We start from the raw sequence: 18,562 nt of genomic DNA, 5'->3' as shown, positions 1-18,562 counted from the left end.
AGCGATTTTACACAAGGAGATGTTGTGAAGCTTAAGTTACTCTCGAAATTCTTTGTTCTACCCTCTATTACCTTTCTATGTGCAAGTGCTGTGAGCGGGGAAGTTCAATTTCAGCCAGCAGAGATTTATTCGACAGGGTCAAGAGCGGAGGCTGTCGCCGTTGCGGACTTGAATAATGATGGTCGTGATGATGTGGTAGTGAGTACCTCCAGTAATTTTGATCCTGAGAATGATTTTAAGCTAAAGATATTTTTACAAGATGAGTATGGACAGTTACAGGAGCCCGTAGATTATTTACTGGATGGAGATGGCACAACTCTACCAAAATCAATTGATGTTGGGGATTTAAATGGTGATGGACTTCTGGATATTGCAGTTGCATTTGATGGTGAGCGAATAGATATTTTCTTTCAGCTTCATGATGGGACACTAGTGTTAAATGAATCTATCAGTTCATCTCGATCTAGCAAAATAGCTGTTGCAGATGTTACGGGGGATGGAGTTGACGATATTGTTGGAATAGGTTCTGAGGAAGTTGGACTTGCCATTTATGCTATGAAGGATGATCCGATAAATAATCGTTTGTCCTATATATATCTTATGGAGCCTGATGATTCAATCAGCTTGGCTCTCAAAGATATGAACAGAGATGGTGTTGAGGATGTTATTGCAGTTGTCAAGCAGTCAGAACGTAGTGCTTTGGCTGTAATGCTTTCCGAGTCAAATGGAAGTTTTGCTCCAATACAATATTATGAAATTGATGAGGCATTTTCAGTAAATAACATTTCAGTTGATGATTTGAATAGTGATGGTCGTGCTGATATATGGCTTTCTGTCGATGGAGAAGATTCTGATACTACTGAAATGGTTTTTTATCAAAAAGATAATGGGATATTAGAAAATACTATCTTTGCTTCAGTTGAGGATGCATATGGAATGTTGCTGGCCTATGACTTAAATAATGATTTAAGTAGCGAATTTATAGCGGTTCCTTTGCAGGGTAATACGATATCTATTCATAGAAAATTAAGTAGTGATAGGATATTGGAGCATTTTTCATATGATATACCAGAAGATTCTTATAATAATTTTCAGGGGATAGATGTAGGAGATATTAATAGCGATGGAATTCCCGATGTTGTTATTGCAAGCCCCTCTACCGGTTTGGTCTTATTGAAGGGAAATACCCAGGGTATTAACTTGGCACCTTTAGCAGATGCAGGAGATGATCAAGAAACCAGAAAAGACCAAATAATACTGTTAGATGGCACCCACTCAGCTGATAGAGATGGAAGTATTGTAGATTATCGCTGGAGACAGGTGTCAGGTTCCCCTGTAACATTAAATGACACGAGTAATGGGTTTGCTACTTTTCTTGCACCTTTATCTAAATATTCGTATTTGGGTATGGATGAATCTTTGGTTTTCGAATTAGAAATTGAAGATAATGAAAATATAGTTTCTGTTGATAAAGCAATCATTACTTTGGATGGAAATATTCCTCCTACAGCAATTACAAATACCTTTCAGGTAGTAGGTGCTGATGAGGTTGTAACCCTAAATGGTAGTTCCTCAAGAGATTTATTCGGAGAGATTATTAGCTATGAGTGGAAACAGGTAGCGGGTGAGCCTGTAGAGCTGGAGCAAGAGTCAGAAACTACTGTCAGTTTTTCTAGTCCAGTATTAATATCTAGCTATCCGTTTATATCTTTTGAGATATTGGAGTTTGAGTTAGTAGTCACTGATAACGAAGGTCTGGAAAGCAGTGTTATTGCTCAAGTTAATGTACAGAAGCTTGCTCCGCCAATGGCAATTCCCGTCGCTGCCCAAACAGTTTATTCTGGGGAAGAGGTTCTTCTGGATGGTAGAATGTCCAGTGATGCTGACGGTGAGATCGTTAGTTATAACTGGCGTTCGCTTTCCGATATTGACGTAGTTAATTATCCTAATGGTACAGCTAGCTTTATCGCACCTATTATTTCTGCTGAATCGAGAGCCCTCCTTACTTTTGAGCTGGAGGTTGAAGATAATGATGGTCTTAAGTCGACTAGTATGATTAACGTGACTGTGGAGCGGAATATGCCTCCAATAGTACCTTCTGATTTAATGAAAATCGTTCAGCCGAACTCTCCCGTTATCCTAGATGCTTCAGGTGCCTTTGATAGGGATGGGGAAATAGTAAGTTATCAATGGCAGCAAGTATCTGGTCCTTCAGTTGCTATAGCTAATTCAAATAGTATTTCCGCTAATTTTACAGCTCCTTCGGAGCAGGTCACGTTAGTTTTTGCTGTAACAGTGACCGATGATGATGGAGAAAGTAGCACTTTTGATACATCAGTTAGAGTTTATGAGTTGATCCCTTCAAATTAATAGATGGAGCCCCAACGGGGCTCTTTTTTACTTTTATTCTGCCTATCTCTATATGCTTATTTGATCTAAGTTTTTTAATAATTTTAAAAAATGGTTTTCCTCCAAGCAGTGTGGTGGTTGCTTGAGGTTTCTATAAAATATATTTCCTCTAACTCATTGTGGGTGTTCATATTTTAGGTCTTGGTAATTATGGTTTGAGACTAGTGTCTGCTTTGCCATCTAATTCTTTGGGTTTTGCTTTTATTTCCATATTTTGTGCTAAATTGCGCCCGCTTTTTAAAGCAAATTACACAAGGAGATGTTGTGAAACTTAAATTACTTGCAAAATATTTTGCTCTTTCCTCAGCTGCTTTTCTGCTTGCAAGCACTGCAATTGGAGAGGTTCAGTTTCAGCCGGTAGAGATTTATTCCACAGGATCAAAAATAGAGGCAGTTTCTGTTGCCGATGTTAATAATGATGGACTTGATGATGTTGTACTAACTACATCGAGTAACTTTGATCCCGAAAATGACTTTAAGCTAAAAGTATTTCTACAGGATGAATTTGGTAGTCTGACAGGGTCTATTGACTACCCGCTTGCAGGTGGAGAGGTAAGTCTGCCTCAGTCAATTGCAGTAGGTGATCTTGATAATGATGATTTGAAAGATGTTATTGTTGGGCTTGATGGCGGCATAATTGAGGTATACCTGCAAGATCCTACTAACGGTTTAGAATATGCGGAATCTTTGGAGAACTCCTATTCTGAGCGAGTCGCAATTGTCGACCTTGGTAATAATGGTGATAAAGGAATTCTCGGGATTAGTTGGGGAGAGAATGGTGCTATTATAACCCATAAAGTAGGGGAGTCATCTACCTATGTGAATAGCGCTAGCGATCTAGCTATTGAAAGTCCGGGGCAGGTGGCACTGGGTGACGTGGATGGAGATGGTATAACAGATATTTCTCTAATTGCTAACGGGTCTCTCCAAAATAGCTTGGTTGTTCTAGCGCCGGATGATTCTTTGAGGTTGAACGAAATTAGCAGTATTGAATTAGATGGAAATACTGATGTTAATGATGATATTAAAATAAAAGGAATCGCAATTGGTGACCTTAATAATGATGGCCGCAATGATCTTTCGTTATCAATAGTGGGTGGAGGGCAGGATAATTTAAGGGTCGCTATATATTACCAGGGAGAAGATAGCTTATTACAGCAACCTGAAATTCACAGCTTTGGAAGTCCTCCTGGAGAGCTTTTAATAAAAGATATTGATAATGATGGCCTTGCTGATTTAGTTGTCTTGCCGGACAGTGGAGAGTTCTTAAGTATTTATCAACAGCAAGATGATGGTACCTTGGCTTTGAGTGAACAAATTGCCATTCCTGGTGCAACTTATACTAGCCCCCAGAGTATGGCTAGTGGAGATATCAACGGGGATGGTATTGCGGATATCGTTGTCGCAAATCCGTTACAGGGATTGGTTATATTAAAAGGTGGTGCTGGGCATATCAACCAGCCACCTACGGCTATCGCCGGTGAAAATCAAACTGTTGAAGGTAATTCGGCGGTACTGCTCAATGGTACTCTGTCTTCAGATTCCGACGGCAGTATTGTGGCTTACCGCTGGACACAGATTTCCGGTACGCCTGTTATCTTAGATGACTCTGGTAATGGTTTCGCTAGCTTTACCGCGCCCTCCGAAATTACTGGAGTTGTACAGGAGCTAATTTTCGAGCTGGAAGTTGAGGATGATAGGGGTCTAAAGAATACTAGCAAAGTGGCGGTTAGCGTTGGAGTTAATTTAGCTCCTGTTTTGATAGTCGATCAGCCAATGTCAGCATTTACTGCCGGCCAAGAGGTTACATTATCCGCAGGCCAGTCTTATGATCCTGATGGAACCATCGTTAGCTATCATTGGCAGCAGGTTTCTAGTGGCCCGCGTATTGAGCTGAAAGAGCTTGATGATGGTTCCGTAACCTTTACTGTTCCAAGGATAGTTGCAGAGCCAGGAGTGTCTTTCTCAGCACTAGTATTTACGATTGAGATTGAAGATAACGGTGGTGCAAAAACTGAACAGAAAAGGTTTTTTTTTGTTAAGGTGTTAACACCTCCTGTGGTCGGAAGCACTTTTCTAATAATAGTAGACCCAGGCGAGGAAGTCTTGCTTAAAGGTTGGGTTGGGGATAGTGACGGCCATATTGTAGATTATCGCTGGCGCTCACTCTCTGATATTGATATCGAATTAACAGTCCACGCCGACGGTAGTGCGAGCTTTTTAGCGCCCCAAGTTCCTTTGGGTACAGAAGTAGAACTGAAGTTTGAACTTGAGGTCGAGGATAACGATGGCCTGACAGCCACGGGTTTATTTACTGTAATTGTTAAGCAGAATATGCCCCCAAATATGGGTATTGGAACTATGAGAGTGGTTCAACCGAATACAAATGTGATTTTAGATGGTTCCTATTCAAATGATCCAGATGGATATATTGTGAGTCAACAATGGGAGCAAGTATCGGGTCCACCCGTTGAATTAGTAGATGCTAATAATTTAATTGCCAATTTTAAAGCTCCAGCAGAGCCAGCTGTATTGTCATTTAAATTGAGTGTCACTGATGACAGAGGGGCGACAAGCCAAATGACCGTCAGCGTAGATGTTGAGTTAGTTCCCCCGAAAGTAATAAGCACTACTCAAGAAGTTGAGCCCGGTGAAAATGTCTTACTGGTTCCTGGCATTTCTTGGGATGTCCCTGGTGCGCATATTGTCGACTATCGCTGGAGTTCCCTCTCCGATAGGGGTATTGAATTGATAACTCACGCTGATGGTAGTGCGAGTTTTATAGCACCACAAAACCCGGGAAGTGAGTTTACTCTGGAGTTTGAGCTGGAGGTTGAAGATAACAATGGCCAAATAGTAACGAGTATATTTACGGTAATCGTAGAAGGTAACATTCCACCGTTTATGGTTATTGCATATGGGGCTGTTGGCGGTGTTAAGATTAATACAATTTCGACCTTGAGCGGTGGGGCTTCAAGAGATCAGGATGGAACTATTGTGAGCCAGAAATGGGAGCAAGTATCTGGCCCTGCAGTTGAATTGATTGATGCGGACAAGCTGACTGCTTATTTTATGACACCAGCAGAGCCCGCCACTTTGTCTTTCAAATTTAGTATTACGGATGATGATGGAGCAACAACTGAAAAAACTATAACCTTAGATGTTGAGGAATAGATAATTGTGAAAGTGAGCCCCAAGAGGGGCTCCTTTACAATTACTGTTTTTTATAGTTTGCCATATAATCCAAAGTTAACAGAGTCAGCGCTTCAGTACCCTTACGCAAAGCGTCCTCATCCACATAGAAAAGCGGTGAGTGATTGCTTGGAGCTTGGCTGGCATCCTGATCCCTAGGAGTTACCCCCAGGAAGTAGAAAAAGCCAGGGACCTCATTGGCGTAGTAGGAGAAATCTTCTGCCCCCGTAATTTTGGGTACTTCTACAACATTCTTGTCGCCGACAGCAGATCTCAGAATAGGCAGGGCCATTTCTGTCAGCTCTGCATTATTTATCGTTACCGGATAGCCTTCCAGAATCTCCACATCTGCGCTTGCACCGGAGCTTTCAGCAATTAACTCCGCAGTGGTTTTTAAGCGTTTGAAAATTTCTGCACGGTTATCCATATCAAAATTACGGATGGTGCCGTTCAGATAGACACTGTCGGGGATGATATTGTTGCGGACACCACCGTCAATACGTCCGAAGGAAACGACTGCGGGCTCTTTGGTGATGTCGATCTGGCGGCTGACAATGGCTTGGGTGCCCATTACGACTTGTGCCGCAGCGACAATAGGGTCCACTCCACCCCAGGGGCGTGAGCCATGGGTTTGGCGGCCATTGATGGTAATACGAAATTCATCGGCAGCGGCCATAAGCGGGCCCGAGCGATAGCCGATGACGCCGGTGGGTAGTGATGAAGTGACATGCTGGCCAAAGGCCACATCCGGCTTGTACTTCTTGAAGATCCCTTCTTTGAGCATCAACTCCGCGCCACCTTCTTCATTGTCCGGTGCGCCTTCTTCTGCGGGCTGGAATATAAACAAGACGTTTCCAGCCAGCTCATCGCGAAGGCCTGCCAGGACCTCGGCAGCGCCCATCAGCATGGCCACATGGGTATCGTGGCCACAGGCATGCATAACGCCAACATCTTTACCTTGGTAAGTGGTTCTCGCTTTGGAAGCGAAGTGCACATCGGTTCTCTCTGTGACTGGAAGAGCGTCCATGTCCGCGCGCAAGGCAACAGTTGGTCCCGGTTTGCCGCCTCTCAAAAAGCCCACAAGGCCGGTATGGGCGATACCTGTTTCTACTTCAAGGCCCAGTGCACGTAAGTGTTTTTCAATATATTTGGCTGTTTCAAATTCGCGATTGCCCAGTTCTGGGTTCTGGTGCAGGTGGCGGCGCCACTCAATCACTTTGGACTCAGTATTTTCCAGCAATTGCTGAGGCTTAGGATCGCTTGCAAAGGCATGGGTAGCCAGCAGCGATGCACCGATTGCGATGGGCAGGAGCAGTTTTTTCACAGCACAATTCCTTCATTCTCATTATCGTCGGCTGATTCTACCCCAGATTTTGCGCGACCGACTCCCTCGAGCTGCTTTGCCTTTATATATTTTGAGTTTCCGCTGTTGACATGATGAACCGAACGGTTCAAGATGTTCTGCATAGATTGTGGAAAGAGCTATAACCACAGAACAATGAGGGCTGCAGGAGGTTCTCAAGGTTTTCACGAGACTGGGTGATACAGAAGGTGATACTGATTGGTCATAGGTTGGAAATAATTAGAGATGTTTAATTTGTCGAGCCCCCTAATTATTTCTTAGAGGATAATTAACGAGTTAATTTATAGTGATAATAATAGGCAGGTTACTAATATATCTGTATATCCCAGGTATATATATAAATAATTATTATATTTATTGTTAGATTTACGACACTGTAAATTAGGTAACGTCTTAACTCGGCGGCTCTCTCGCGGTCGCCCCTGTGTTGGGGAAAGGTAAGCTTTTCCTGATAGTTGGCTACCATTAATTACAAAGAAGTGGTTCTTATAGCGCCAAAAGCGATAACTTTTTATTGATGTCTCGGCCATATTTACGGTTTGGCTGATGGCATTAGTGTGCCTTTTTATCAAATCTTGTAGCTGATCTTATATTGGCTACTACGGGATTCTGTGGTCGTAAGTAAATACCCATTTGCTTAGGTTGTTGATTAATTATTTTTCTATCAAGTTGTTTGAAGGAGCTGATTTCATGTCATCCCCCCAATTACCTTCGAATTGGGTCAGCCGTTATGCGGATTGGCTTATTCGATATCGATGGCTGGTAGCCATTGGCGCACTACTGTTAGCCTTCTTTGCGGTAAGCGGAGCAAGATTCCTGGGTTTCAACAATGATTACCGGGCATTCTTTAGTGAAGCTAATCCTCAACTACAAGCTTATGAGCAAATCCAGCGCACTTACACTAAGAATGACAATATTCTGTTTGCGGTAGTGCCAAAAGATGGCAATGCCTTTTCCAATGATGCCCTGGCAGCCGTAGAGGAGATGACCGAGAAATCCTGGTTGTTACCCTATGCGCTGCGGGTGGATTCAATCACTAACTTCCAGCACACCATTGCTGAAGAAGATGACCTTCTGGTACAGGACTTGGTGGAAAATGCCAGCAGTTTAGATGCAGAAACCTTGGCTTCTATCAAGGCTGTAGCGCTGGCAGATCCCACTTTGAAGGAGCGCCTGGTAAATAGTGATGGCTCCGTTACAGGGATAAATATCACCTTCCAGCTTCCACAAAAATCCATGCATGAAACCCCTGAAGCGGCTGAAGCTGCACAGGCATTGATGGAAGAGATTGAGGCAAAATACGATGTAGAGGTCTATGCGACCGGTATTATTTTACTGAGTAATGCATTTTTTGAAGCCTCTCAGTCAGATATGAGCACCTTAGTTCCGCTCATGTACCTTGTGATTATTGCAGTTGTATTTTTATTGGTGCGGAGCTTCAGTGCGACTTTTGCAGCGCTGTTGGTTATCGTCTTCTCCATGGCCGCAGGCATGGGTTTGGCCGGTTTTATAGGTGTTAAATTGACACCGCCCTCCGCTTCTGCGCCCACCATTATTATGACTCTCGCAGTGGCGGACTCGATACATATATTGGTGAGTCTGTTTGCTGCAATGCGCCGTGGACTCAGCAAGCACGATGCAATTAAAGAGAGCTTGCAGCTCAACATGGGGCCTGTGTTCTTAACTTCGATCACTACCGCCATTGGCTTTTTGTCGATGAACTTTTCCGATGCGCCTCCCTTCCACGATCTGGGTAATATTACTGCTATGGGTGTGATGGTGGCTTTCTTCTTATCGGTTACCTTACTGCCTGCATTGATGGCGATACTGCCAGCCAAGAGTCGCGCCAGTGAATCCAAAATTGGACGCTCCATGGATACTCTGGGAGATTTTGTGATTCGCCGTCAGCGCCCAATATTACTAGCGGGAGTCATTGTCTCGTTGGGATTACTGGCAATGATTCCAAACAATGAGATTAATGATGACTTTGTTGGTTACTTTGATGAATCTGTGGAGTTCCGAACCGATTCAGATTATATCAATGACAACCTCTCTGGTATTTACCAGCTGATTTACTCGATCGAATCCGGTGACAACAATGGTGTTAGCAATCCGGAGTTTCTTGCCAATCTGGAGCGTTTCACTGAGTGGATGCAGGCCCAGCCCGGGGTGCGCCATGTCAATACCATTGGCGATACTTTCAAGCGCTTGAACAAAAATCTGCATGCTGACGATCCGGCCTACTACAGGTTGCCTGAAGAGCAGGAATTGGCAGCCCAGTATTTATTACTGTACGAGCTGTCTCTTCCCTATGGCTTGGATTTAAATAATCAGCTGAATGTGGCTAAGTCGTCGACGCAGATTATTGTGACTCTCGATAATCTCAAGTCGAAAGAACTCAAATCGGTAGCGGATGCCGGCAGTAATTGGCTGGAGAAAAACATTGGTGTAACTGCCTATGGTGTAGGTCCGGCGATCATGTTTGCCAATATTGCCGAGCGCAATATGGAGGGCATGTTGGTGGGCACTCTGGTTGCGCTGGTGTTAATTTCTGCACTGATTGGTATTGCCCTGCGCAGTGTCAAACTCGGTTTCTTAAGCTTAATTCCCAACTTGTTGCCGGCCGGCCTGGCATTTGGCCTCTGGGGTGCACTGGTAGCTGAAGTCAATGTGGCTGTCACTATGGTGACCGGTATGGCACTGGGTATTGTGGTAGATGACACAGTGCACTTCCTCAGTAAATACCTGCGCCAGCGCCGTGCAGGCTATAACGTGGAGGACGGACTGCGTTACGCCTTCTCTTCAGTGGGTGTAGCGATAGTTGTGACCTCAGTCATTCTGATTGCCGGATTTATGGTGTTGGCCCAGTCCTCCTTCGGTATGAATTCCTCCATGGCACTTCTGACCGCAATTTGCATTTTGATGGCCTTGCTGGCGGATTTCCTACTTCTTCCGATTCTCTTGATGAAGCTCGATGCCAAGGCGTACGACCCCGCTATTACCCCTATTGAAAATAAGGAGCAAAACTATGCAACCCAGCCGCTCTAAAAAACAGTTTTTGACACGGGCCCTAGCAGGTGCCCTGGCTCTGGCAGCTTTATCTGTTTCTGCCAGTGAACTGGATCTGGCCGCAAAAAAAGGTCTGGAAATTGCCAAGGAGGCGGACCGCCGCGACTTGGGATTCGGCGATCTCAGCAACAGCCTTACAATGACCCTGCGCAATAAATATGGTGAGGAGAGTGTGCGGGCTATGCGCACCAAAACTCTGGAGCAGGAAAATGACGGAGATAAATCCCTGGTGATTTTTGACAACCCTCGGGATGTAAAGGGCACAGCATTTTTGTCCTTTACTCATAAAGTGGGCTCCGATGACCAGTGGCTCTATTTGCCTGCTTTAAAGCGAGTAAAGCGTATTTCCTCCAGTAACAAGTCTGGACCATTTATGGGTAGTGAATTCTCCTATGAAGATATCGCCTCACAGGAGGTGGAGAAATACACCTATAAATATTTGCGCAACGAGTCTTTCGATGGCCGCGATCACTTTGTTCTGGAGTTGGACCCGGTTGATCCTAAATCCGGTTATTCCATTCAACACCTTTGGGTTGATACAGAGGAGTACCGCGCATGGAGAACCGACTATTATGACCGAAAAGGGGACCTGATGAAGACCCTCACAATTTCCGACTACAACCAGTACGCCGATCAATACTGGCGAGCCAATAAAATGGAAATGGTTAATCACCAGACTGGTAAATCCACAGGGTTGTTGTACGGCGACTGGGTATTTGGCAATGGTTTTACCGATCGCGACTTCACCAAAAACAGTCTCTCCAGGGCGAAATAGGGATTGCGCCCATGGTTAACCGAAAAATACTCACTTTGTTGCCACTATTGGCGGCGTTGAGTCATGTGGCTGGAGCAAATGAGTTGAGCGGTTATGCGGGCCTGGAGGCCCGCGCATTCACCGCAGACCCTTTGGATTCAGCACAAAGTGATGCCGGTCTTTCTGCGTCTTTAAATCTCGAGTACTACCGGGATTTTGACGATGGAAACCAGCGTGTTGTGGCCAGTGTCTTTGGGCGCTGGGACAGTGAGGATAGCGATCGCAATCACGCGGATCTCGGCGAGCTTTACTGGTGGAAAGCTTACGATAGTTTCGAGCTTTACGCCGGGGTGCGCAAAGTATTTTGGGGAGTTACTGAAACCGTGCATTTGGTGGATGTGATTAACCAGGATGATGCGCTGGAAAATATCGATGGTGAAGACAAGCTTGGCCAGCCCATGATTAACCTCCTGATGGAGCGTGATTGGGGAACACTGGAGGTGTACGGTTTACTGGGTTTTCGCGAGCGTCAGTTTGCTGGCCGGGAAGGGCGATTGCGTGCTCCGCTGCCGGTGGATGAGGATGCTGCGGTCTATCAATCTGGCCGGGAAGAGAAGCACATAGATTGGGCCTTGCGTTACAGCCATGTACTTGGGGATTGGGACCTGGGCCTCAGCCATTTTTCCGGCACTAATCGGGATCCATTATTATTGCTTACGGAAGATGGCTTGCTTGCGCCTTACTATGCACAGATCGATCAGACGGGTGTGGACATCCAAACTACCCGTGGAGATTGGTTGTGGAAGTTTGAAGCTATTTCATTTAAACCTCGCGGTGAAGATCGACAGACAGCAGCTGTCGGCGGTTTCGAATATACATTTTATGGTATTGGCGAAACGGTCTCAGATCTTGGGGTATTAATGGAGTATCAATTTGATGATCGTACCGGACCTTGGTCTACGGCCAGTCAAAATGACATTGCGATAGGTGCGCGATACGCCCTAAATAATACCCAGGATACGGAGCTTTTATTTGCCGTAAGTACCGATTTGGATAACGGTAGTCGTTTTTCCAATCTGGAACTGACCCACCGACTAAATGACCGCTGGTTAATGGAAGCAGAGGCGCGTTTTTTCGGTAATGCCGATGAAGAAGACCCTACCTACAATTTGCGCAACGACGACTATTTTCAGTTGGAATTACGTCGCTATTTTTAAAAGTTAATTCTCACAGGAATACCCCCATTCCCACTCCAAAGAGGTAAGAAGTTTTGGAGTGGGCTTTTTAGGGAAGCGTATATAGATCCAGAATATTAGCTAATTGTTGGTAACTACGCTTGCCCGCGATATTATTACCCATGGCTTTGTTAAAGGTAGCAATGCCACGGTTTACTGCCATGATCAATGCCGCCAGACCGGCACAATCAGTTTCTGGTTTCAATTGGCCATCTTCTACTGCCTGGCGCATGCGAGACTCAAGGCGTTCCAGTATTTCATTCAGACCCTTAGCTACTAAGTCTGCTAGGAATCCCTCACTGGCACCAACTTCCATTGCTGCCATGGTAGCGATACAGCCCTCAGGCGTTTCAGAGGATTCCATTCCAGCTTGGAACATCTCTAACAGGTTGCTCATAGCCGTACGAAAGTCGGGGTGGTCCAGAGTTTTCAGGCCGTCACGGGTATACTTTGAGTGAAAATGCTCCAAACAACGACCATATAGCTCTTCTTTACTGTGGAAAGAGTTATAGATACTGGATTTGTTCAGCCCCATGGCCGATTCAAGATCTGACAAGGAAGTAGCTTTGTAGCCTTTCTCCCAGAAAACGAGCATGGCCTTGTCTAGTACTTCTACCTCGTCAAATTGCTTGCGCCCACTCATTTATCGTTACCAAACCTCAAAAAAATGATAGTGACACATCAATCTGGGGTGGGCAAGGCGAGAGGGGGAGAGTCTAGAAAGTATAGGGATAAATGGCTTTTGGAATGAACAATCCAGCGGATTTACCGGTACATGAATAGGTGGTCAGCTTATTTTGTACAAAGGTCTGGTTCTGACTAATGGGCCCCTTTTAACTGGGTACTCAAAGCCTTTGCTATAAGTGACTAGCTCGTCTTAATCTTTGACTGTTGTGTCCCCGAGGTTACCTGATTACGGTTCTTAAAAATAGACAATTATTCTATGATTTCGGCCGCGAATGAATAGAGAAGGAATAGGAAATTATGGGTATTTTTGATAAAGCCAAGGAACTCGGTGAAAGGGTCAATGAGTCCGTAACCGCTTTTAGCAGTGATGAAGTAATAGCCAATACCGTTATCAAAGCGGTTGAGAAGCAGGAGAAGGTGAATGCCATTCTCAAAGCCAGGGGGTGCAATTATCGTGTTGCGGACATCGATCTGGGGATGGGCATTCCACCAACGGTGACTTTTGGGGTGAGGCGAGTTGATGTGCTGGCAGAAAAAAGGCTGATGAAAATGGTGTCATGACTTCACCCGCGTCTGAAGAATCCGCCTTATAGTTACCGACTCTCTAAATGATGGTTCCGGAAATTTTATAAAGCGATATTGGAATAAACATTATGAAAATAGTGCGTAGCAGAGATTTTACCGGTAGTAAGCCCTGGGAATCGCAACTTATCGCAAATATGAACGGGATTACCACTAAACTGCATTGGACTAATAAACCTTATATTTGGCATATCAATGATGGCCAGGAAGTCTTCGCTGTTCTCGATGGTCATGTAGAAATGTTTTACAAAGTGGCAGGTAGAACCGAATCGGAACTTCTTGGACCTGGTGATATATTCCACGCTTCTGAGGGCACGGAACATGTAGCTCATCCTGTTGGTGAGGCTCGCATTCTGGTTGTGGAATCTGAGGAAAGTGTCTAAGTTGGTTTTCCTTTCTTAGAAATTAATTAATGTGGTTATCTTATCAAGAAATAGTCATCAATTTGATGGCTTGGATAAGCATTTTGCAATGTTGATTTTGTAACAGTTGAGCATGTCGGAATTTGTCGATTTACTGTCATTTTAATACCACTATTGGTGAGAGTAATTCGTTAGTATAAAAAGCTATTCAACCTTCCATATATGAAGCTTATACAGATTTTATGTAGTCATTTTCTGTTGGGATAACTTCCTTTGTGTAGGGAGGTTGAGCGAGAAATTAAGAGTAATAAGCTTCAAAAATTATTTAGCGAACAAGGAGGGAGCTGGGATGTTGGAGTTAAGGCCGAACTGTGAGAATTGCGATAAAGATCTACCGCCAAACTCGGAAGAGGCGATGATATGTACTTACGAATGTACTTTCTGCCAGCCCTGTGTCGAGACATTACTCAGTAACGTCTGCCCTAACTGTGGCGGTAATTTTTGCCCCCGCCCCATTCGGCCCCAGGTTGCGCGGCGTAGTGGTGTGGGTATTAGCTATCAACCGGCCTCACAGAAGCGAGTCAATACTCGATTTAGTAAAGATGAAATCTGCTCGTTTACCGATAGCGTGAAAAATATCCCCCCCGCTGATCGCTAAAACAAAGTGACTGAAAGTTGCAGGTTGGTTTTCTGTTGCGAGGTTTATCGAGCTTATCTGGCTCATGCATGGGTTTATGCGGTTTCTTTATAGGGTGAGTTGTCCTCTGTAGTAAGCTTTGGGGCTGGCAATATTTTGTCTGACGCCTTAAGTTATATCGCCTTTTTTAGGGGGAAGTTAGAAGGATAACTATGACGAGTATCGTAGCGGATATCGGTGGGACCAACGCCCGATTTGCCATCGCCAAGCCTGTAGCAGAGGGTTACCAGCTGGAAGAACTCAAAGTCGTTGATTGCCAACGCTTCGAGGGATTTGATGCGGCACTGCAGCACTGGCTCAATGGGTTAAACCAGCCGCGCCCGGAAAAGGCGTGTATTGCAGCAGCCGGTCCGCTGGAGATGACTCCAACTGGTGGAAAGGTTTATATGACCAATCTGGGCTGGACTATTGACGCCGGGGAGCTGGCGCAAGAGTTTAGCTTTCCCCACCTAGAGCTGATTAATGATTTTGCCGCCTTGGCTCAGTCTCTGCCCCGTCTGGCCGAATCAGATTACCAGGTACTGCGCGATACTCCCCGGCAGGCAGGTGCCCCTATGGCGGTGCTCGGTCCCGGAACCGGCCTCGGTGTTGCCGGACTGGCTGAAGCCGATGGCCGATACCATGTGCTGGCGGGAGAGGGCGGGCATGCCAACCTGACAGTCTCCACTGAGCGTGAATTGCAGTTGCTGCAAATCCTGATGAAAACCCAGTTACCCGTTTTCAATGAATGGGTTTTATCGGGCAATGGGCTGGTTAATCTCTATCGCGCAGTTTGCGAGCTGAACGGAGAGATCGCTGAGGACCTGACGCCCCCCGATATTAGCGCCCGTGGCCTTGAAGGTTCAGATCCGCTGTGCCGTGAAGCTCTGATAGATTTCCTCAATTTCCTCGGCAGTGCGGCCGGAGATGCGGCTTTGTATATGGGCGCTCGTGGTGGGGTATTTTTGGGCGGTGGTATACTGCCCAGGATCGCTGAACTGCTACCTGAGAGCGAGTTTGAGCAGCGTTTCCTGACGAAAGGGCGTGTCGCTCAATGGATGGAGGCCGTTCCGGTATACGCGTTGAACGCGGGTTATCAGGCCTTGATTGGCGCTGCAGTACAGCTTGAGGGGTAATTGCCTGGTACTTTTGTTGGGTTATGGCCTGACAAACGTGTATTAAATTACACCTGTGATTGATCTCACACTTTTTCCCGTCTCCTCCCCCCTCGGGGGAGGATGTTATGGATTAGGGGCCGCCCTAGGATGCAGGGTCTCAACATAACGATAAGTCCAGGGAGAAGATGATGAGTCTATCCAATAAAGGTAAAGGGGCGCTCAGACCCACTTTGCTATCTGCTGCCATCGCGGCCTCCGTGTCCACCTCGGTTGGGGCCTATGCGCAGGAGCAGGAAACACTGGAAGAAGTAACAGTTACCGGTATTCGCACCAGCGTTTTGGACTCCGTTGAAGCCAAGCGCGCCGCCGATGTTGTGGCCGATGTGGTAGATGCGGGCGCTCTGTCATCTCTTCCCGACCAATCAATCGCCGATGCCCTGGGCCGTCTGCCCGGCGTAACCACCGTGCGATCCAATGGTCAGTCCTCACAGCTAAATATCCGCGGTATGAACGGCGACTTCCTGCAGACCACCCTGAATGGTCGTGAGCAGGCCTCTACCAGTGGTTATACCGAAAGTACTCGCTGGATATCTTTTGACCAGTACCCAGCTGAGCTGATTAATCAGGCTGCGGTCTACAAGACTCCGAAAGCCTCTCATATCGAAGGTGGTGTAGCGGGCTCTGTAGAGCTGAAAACAGCCAATCCTCTCGACGCCGAGAAAGAACACAACTTTAATGCCAATGTGCGTATGTCGTTTAACGACGCAGCAGACGACGTCGGTGCCGACGAGTTCGGTGAGCGTGTCACCCTGTCGTACATGGGTAAATTTATGGATGACAAGGTGGGCGTCGCCCTGGGTTACTCCCACCTTGAGCAGCCGAATAGCTTCGTAAAGTCCCGCACGGGTGCAGACGCCCAGATTGGCTATGAGCAGGGTGTTGATTACGATGGCGATGGCAGCGCAGATGCTTTGCCGCGCGCATTCCAATGGCAGTCAGGTGATGGTACCGATACCCGCAATGGTTACCTGGCCAGTGTCGTTTTTGAGCCTACCGATGGTTTCAAGGCCCAGTTGGATTACTTTAAATCTGACTTTGAACGTGTGGATACTCGCCACGGCATTACGGTTGGTGGCCTGGCTAATACAGACATGTATACCCTTTCCGATACGGAAGTAAACGGCGGTGTGGTTACCGATGGTACGGTTAGTATTACCGACCCAAAAACAGTTTACGATTCCAGCCCCTGGTTTGAATCCCGCTCTGAGGATCAATCCACCCAGGCGGACAGCGATAGTGTTGGCCTGAACTTGGAGTGGAATTTTGCTGACCGCCATACCCTGGCCGTTGACTACTCCTACAGTAAGGGCACCAAGACGCGCAAGGACCAAATTGTGTCCATGCACGCTTACGACCTGACCTACGATGACGATGGAAATTTAGAGACTTGGGAAGAAGCTGCTGGGCAGAGCTTTGCCTATTCCCTTAATGGTGACGGTATTCCCTCAGGCGTTTTCTCCGGTGTAGATTTCACCGATCTGGACACCATGCGTCTGTCTCGCTACGAAGAATACCCCCACGAGTACACCGATAAAGTTGAAGCCTTCAAACTAGATTACAAGTTCGACCTGGAGTGGCGAGCCATTGCCTCTATTGAGACTGGATTCCGTGTCTCTGAGCGCACTTTTGACTCTGAGCGAGGAGCCTTCCTTTACGGTAGCCGCGATGGCCAATTCAATGACTACTGTGCGGATAACCTGTCCGACATCGACTGTGAGCCGCAACTGCTGGATGGCTATGTCAGTGTTGAATCCACCAATGGGATACCACAATTCGTAGTCAACGATATGGATGCCCTGGCTTCCAGTATTTTTGGTGCCGGTAATTACGAAGGTAAAAAGGTATTTAGCCAGGACTGGACTTTCGTTGAGTCCGGTGCTGTGAAAGAGGAAGTTTTTGCCTACTACCTGATGGCCAACATCGAAACCCAGTTGGGTAGTATTCCAGTAACTGGTAATTTCGGTGTACGGGTTGTTGAAACCGATGTGAAGTCCAGCGGTATCCAAAATGTGGGTGCTGGCAATGGTATCGAAATTACTGATGATGTGGGTGTAACATCAGATAGCTACGACTATGTTGAGTACGGCCCCGAATACACAGACACCCTGCCTTCCCTTAACTTGAACTTTGAGCTGACCGAGCAGGACTACATTCGCTTTGCAGCAGCTAAAGTTATGGGCCGTCCGCCGGTTGGGCAGCTGAAGGGGGGCGCTGGCTCCTGGAACAGTGTTAACAACGATGGCGCTACGGAGTACAACGTTTGGACCAAGGGGTCTCCCTACCTCGATCCTTTCCGTGCAAACCAGTTTGACTTGGCTTATGAGCACTATTTCGAAGATGGCGGCGCGGTAACTGCAGCCATTTTCTGGAAAGATATCGAAAGCCTGGTAGAAAAGCAGTATATCTACCTGGACAGCCAGGCAGATCGAACGGCGTTATTTGATTCCCTGGGTATTGAAATTCCAGTTGGCCTGGAAGCCGGTGCTTTCGAAACTTACGTGAATAACGACAAGGGCGGATATATTCGAGGCATTGAGCTTGCGGGTACTAAAACCTTTGATCAGCTGCCGGGTATTTGGGCTGGCCTGGGTATGACCGCCAGCTATTCATATACTGAGAGTGAAACCGAAGTGAGTGGCGGTAGCCTCTATGGTGAAAACCTGCCGTTGCCGGGCCTCTCTGAAAATGTCTGGAGCACTACAGTATTCTGGGATATCGGTAATTTCAGCTCCCACGTCAATGTTCGCTATCGGGATGAATTTATCCTGAATATGCCGGTACCAGGCAGCTCCACACCTGTGGAAGCGCAAGCCTATACTACTGTCGATGCACAGATATCCTACGCATTTGATAATGGTATCGATGTGATTCTCTCAGCGAACAATCTTACGGATGAGGCTGATGTGAAATCATACGGAGTAGATGGTGTCCTCGGTGAATACACTGAGTTTGGGCGTCAGTTCTACCTCGGCTTGAACTATAGCTACTAAGTATCGCTGATTCTTTCGGTGTAAAACTGAAGGTGTGATAAGAGACCGCCCGCTGAGCTACGCTT

12 protein-coding genes are annotated in these 18,562 nt (G+C 46.3%); 10 read left to right on the top strand and 2 right to left on the bottom strand.

The window, feature by feature from the left end:
* Positions 1-24 precede the first annotated feature (24 nt).
* Together ACJJIE_RS14645 and ACJJIE_RS14640 are read left to right on the top strand one after the other, a co-directional pair.
* Complete coding sequence (locus ACJJIE_RS14645; protein WP_444892170.1) at positions 25-2,370, top strand: FG-GAP repeat domain-containing protein; 2,346 nt, start codon at positions 25-27, stop codon at positions 2,368-2,370.
* Between the two features lie 303 nt (positions 2,371-2,673).
* On the top strand, positions 2,674-5,583 hold the full coding sequence (locus ACJJIE_RS14640) for a PKD domain-containing protein (RefSeq protein ID WP_444892169.1): 2,910 nt from the start codon (positions 2,674-2,676) through the stop codon (positions 5,581-5,583).
* A 40-nt stretch (positions 5,584-5,623) separates the two neighbouring features.
* Here ACJJIE_RS14640 and ACJJIE_RS14635 read toward each other — a convergent pair whose 3' ends face one another.
* Complete coding sequence (locus ACJJIE_RS14635; protein WP_444892168.1) at positions 5,624-6,925, bottom strand: amidohydrolase; 1,302 nt, start codon at positions 6,923-6,925, stop codon at positions 5,624-5,626.
* 729 nt (positions 6,926-7,654) lie between these two features.
* Here ACJJIE_RS14635 and ACJJIE_RS14630 point away from each other — a divergent pair.
* Genes ACJJIE_RS14630 through ACJJIE_RS14620 form a run of 3 tightly spaced genes read left to right on the top strand, consistent with a single transcriptional unit; the run spans position 7,655 to position 12,004 of the window.
* On the top strand, positions 7,655-10,012 hold the full coding sequence (locus ACJJIE_RS14630; RefSeq protein WP_444892167.1) for an efflux RND transporter permease subunit: 2,358 nt from the start codon (positions 7,655-7,657) through the stop codon (positions 10,010-10,012).
* Positions 9,993-10,808, top strand: a complete 816-nt coding sequence (locus tag ACJJIE_RS14625; RefSeq protein ID WP_444892166.1) for an outer membrane lipoprotein-sorting protein — start codon at positions 9,993-9,995, stop codon at positions 10,806-10,808. The genes ACJJIE_RS14630 and ACJJIE_RS14625 overlap by 20 nt, the downstream gene beginning before the upstream one ends.
* Before the next feature lie 11 nt (positions 10,809-10,819).
* Positions 10,820-12,004, top strand: coding sequence for a hypothetical protein (locus tag ACJJIE_RS14620; RefSeq protein WP_444892165.1), 1,185 nt, complete (start codon positions 10,820-10,822; stop codon positions 12,002-12,004).
* Between the two features lie 67 nt (positions 12,005-12,071).
* On the opposite strand, the gene ACJJIE_RS14615 is transcribed toward ACJJIE_RS14620, so the two are convergent.
* Entirely contained in the window at positions 12,072-12,665 is a 594-nt protein-coding gene (locus ACJJIE_RS14615; protein WP_282931047.1) for a TetR/AcrR family transcriptional regulator, read from the bottom strand.
* 341 nt (positions 12,666-13,006) lie between these two features.
* Between ACJJIE_RS14615 and ACJJIE_RS14610 the strand changes: the two genes are divergently transcribed.
* The 5 genes from ACJJIE_RS14610 (at position 13,007) to ACJJIE_RS14590 (ending at position 18,497) form a co-directional block, all read left to right on the top strand.
* Entirely contained in the window at positions 13,007-13,270 is a 264-nt protein-coding gene (locus ACJJIE_RS14610) for a hypothetical protein (protein ID WP_282931048.1), read from the top strand.
* A 92-nt stretch (positions 13,271-13,362) separates the two neighbouring features.
* Complete coding sequence (locus tag ACJJIE_RS14605; RefSeq protein WP_282931049.1) at positions 13,363-13,674, top strand: cupin domain-containing protein; 312 nt, start codon at positions 13,363-13,365, stop codon at positions 13,672-13,674.
* A 328-nt stretch (positions 13,675-14,002) separates the two neighbouring features.
* Positions 14,003-14,311: a DUF1272 domain-containing protein gene (locus tag ACJJIE_RS14600; protein WP_282931050.1), complete on the top strand. Its 309-nt coding sequence runs from the start codon at positions 14,003-14,005 to the stop codon at positions 14,309-14,311.
* 191 nt (positions 14,312-14,502) lie between these two features.
* Positions 14,503-15,465, top strand: coding sequence for a glucokinase (gene glk, locus ACJJIE_RS14595; RefSeq protein WP_444892164.1), 963 nt, complete (start codon positions 14,503-14,505; stop codon positions 15,463-15,465).
* 170 nt (positions 15,466-15,635) lie between these two features.
* Positions 15,636-18,497 (top strand): TonB-dependent receptor, encoded by a 2,862-nt coding sequence (locus ACJJIE_RS14590; protein WP_444892163.1) that lies wholly within the window; start codon positions 15,636-15,638, stop codon positions 18,495-18,497.
* Positions 18,498-18,562 lie beyond the last annotated feature (65 nt).

The organism is Microbulbifer maximicatervae (SeqCode), assembly GCF_052467325.1.
This window is presented reverse-complemented; position numbering and strand designations above follow the sequence as displayed.

Coding starts and splice junctions, on each gene's coding strand:
- ACJJIE_RS14625 (WP_444892166.1), top strand. CDS start 9,993: ATGCAACCCAGCCGCTCTAAAAAACAGTTTTTGACACGGGCCCTAGCA.
- ACJJIE_RS14600 (WP_282931050.1), top strand. CDS start 14,003: ATGTTGGAGTTAAGGCCGAACTGTGAGAATTGCGATAAAGATCTACCG.
- ACJJIE_RS14620 (WP_444892165.1), top strand. CDS start 10,820: ATGGTTAACCGAAAAATACTCACTTTGTTGCCACTATTGGCGGCGTTG.
- ACJJIE_RS14615 (WP_282931047.1), bottom strand. CDS start 12,665: ATGAGTGGGCGCAAGCAATTTGACGAGGTAGAAGTACTAGACAAGGCC.
- glk (WP_444892164.1), top strand. CDS start 14,503: ATGACGAGTATCGTAGCGGATATCGGTGGGACCAACGCCCGATTTGCC.
- ACJJIE_RS14610 (WP_282931048.1), top strand. CDS start 13,007: ATGGGTATTTTTGATAAAGCCAAGGAACTCGGTGAAAGGGTCAATGAG.
- ACJJIE_RS14630 (WP_444892167.1), top strand. CDS start 7,655: ATGTCATCCCCCCAATTACCTTCGAATTGGGTCAGCCGTTATGCGGAT.
- ACJJIE_RS14590 (WP_444892163.1), top strand. CDS start 15,636: ATGAGTCTATCCAATAAAGGTAAAGGGGCGCTCAGACCCACTTTGCTA.
- ACJJIE_RS14605 (WP_282931049.1), top strand. CDS start 13,363: ATGAAAATAGTGCGTAGCAGAGATTTTACCGGTAGTAAGCCCTGGGAA.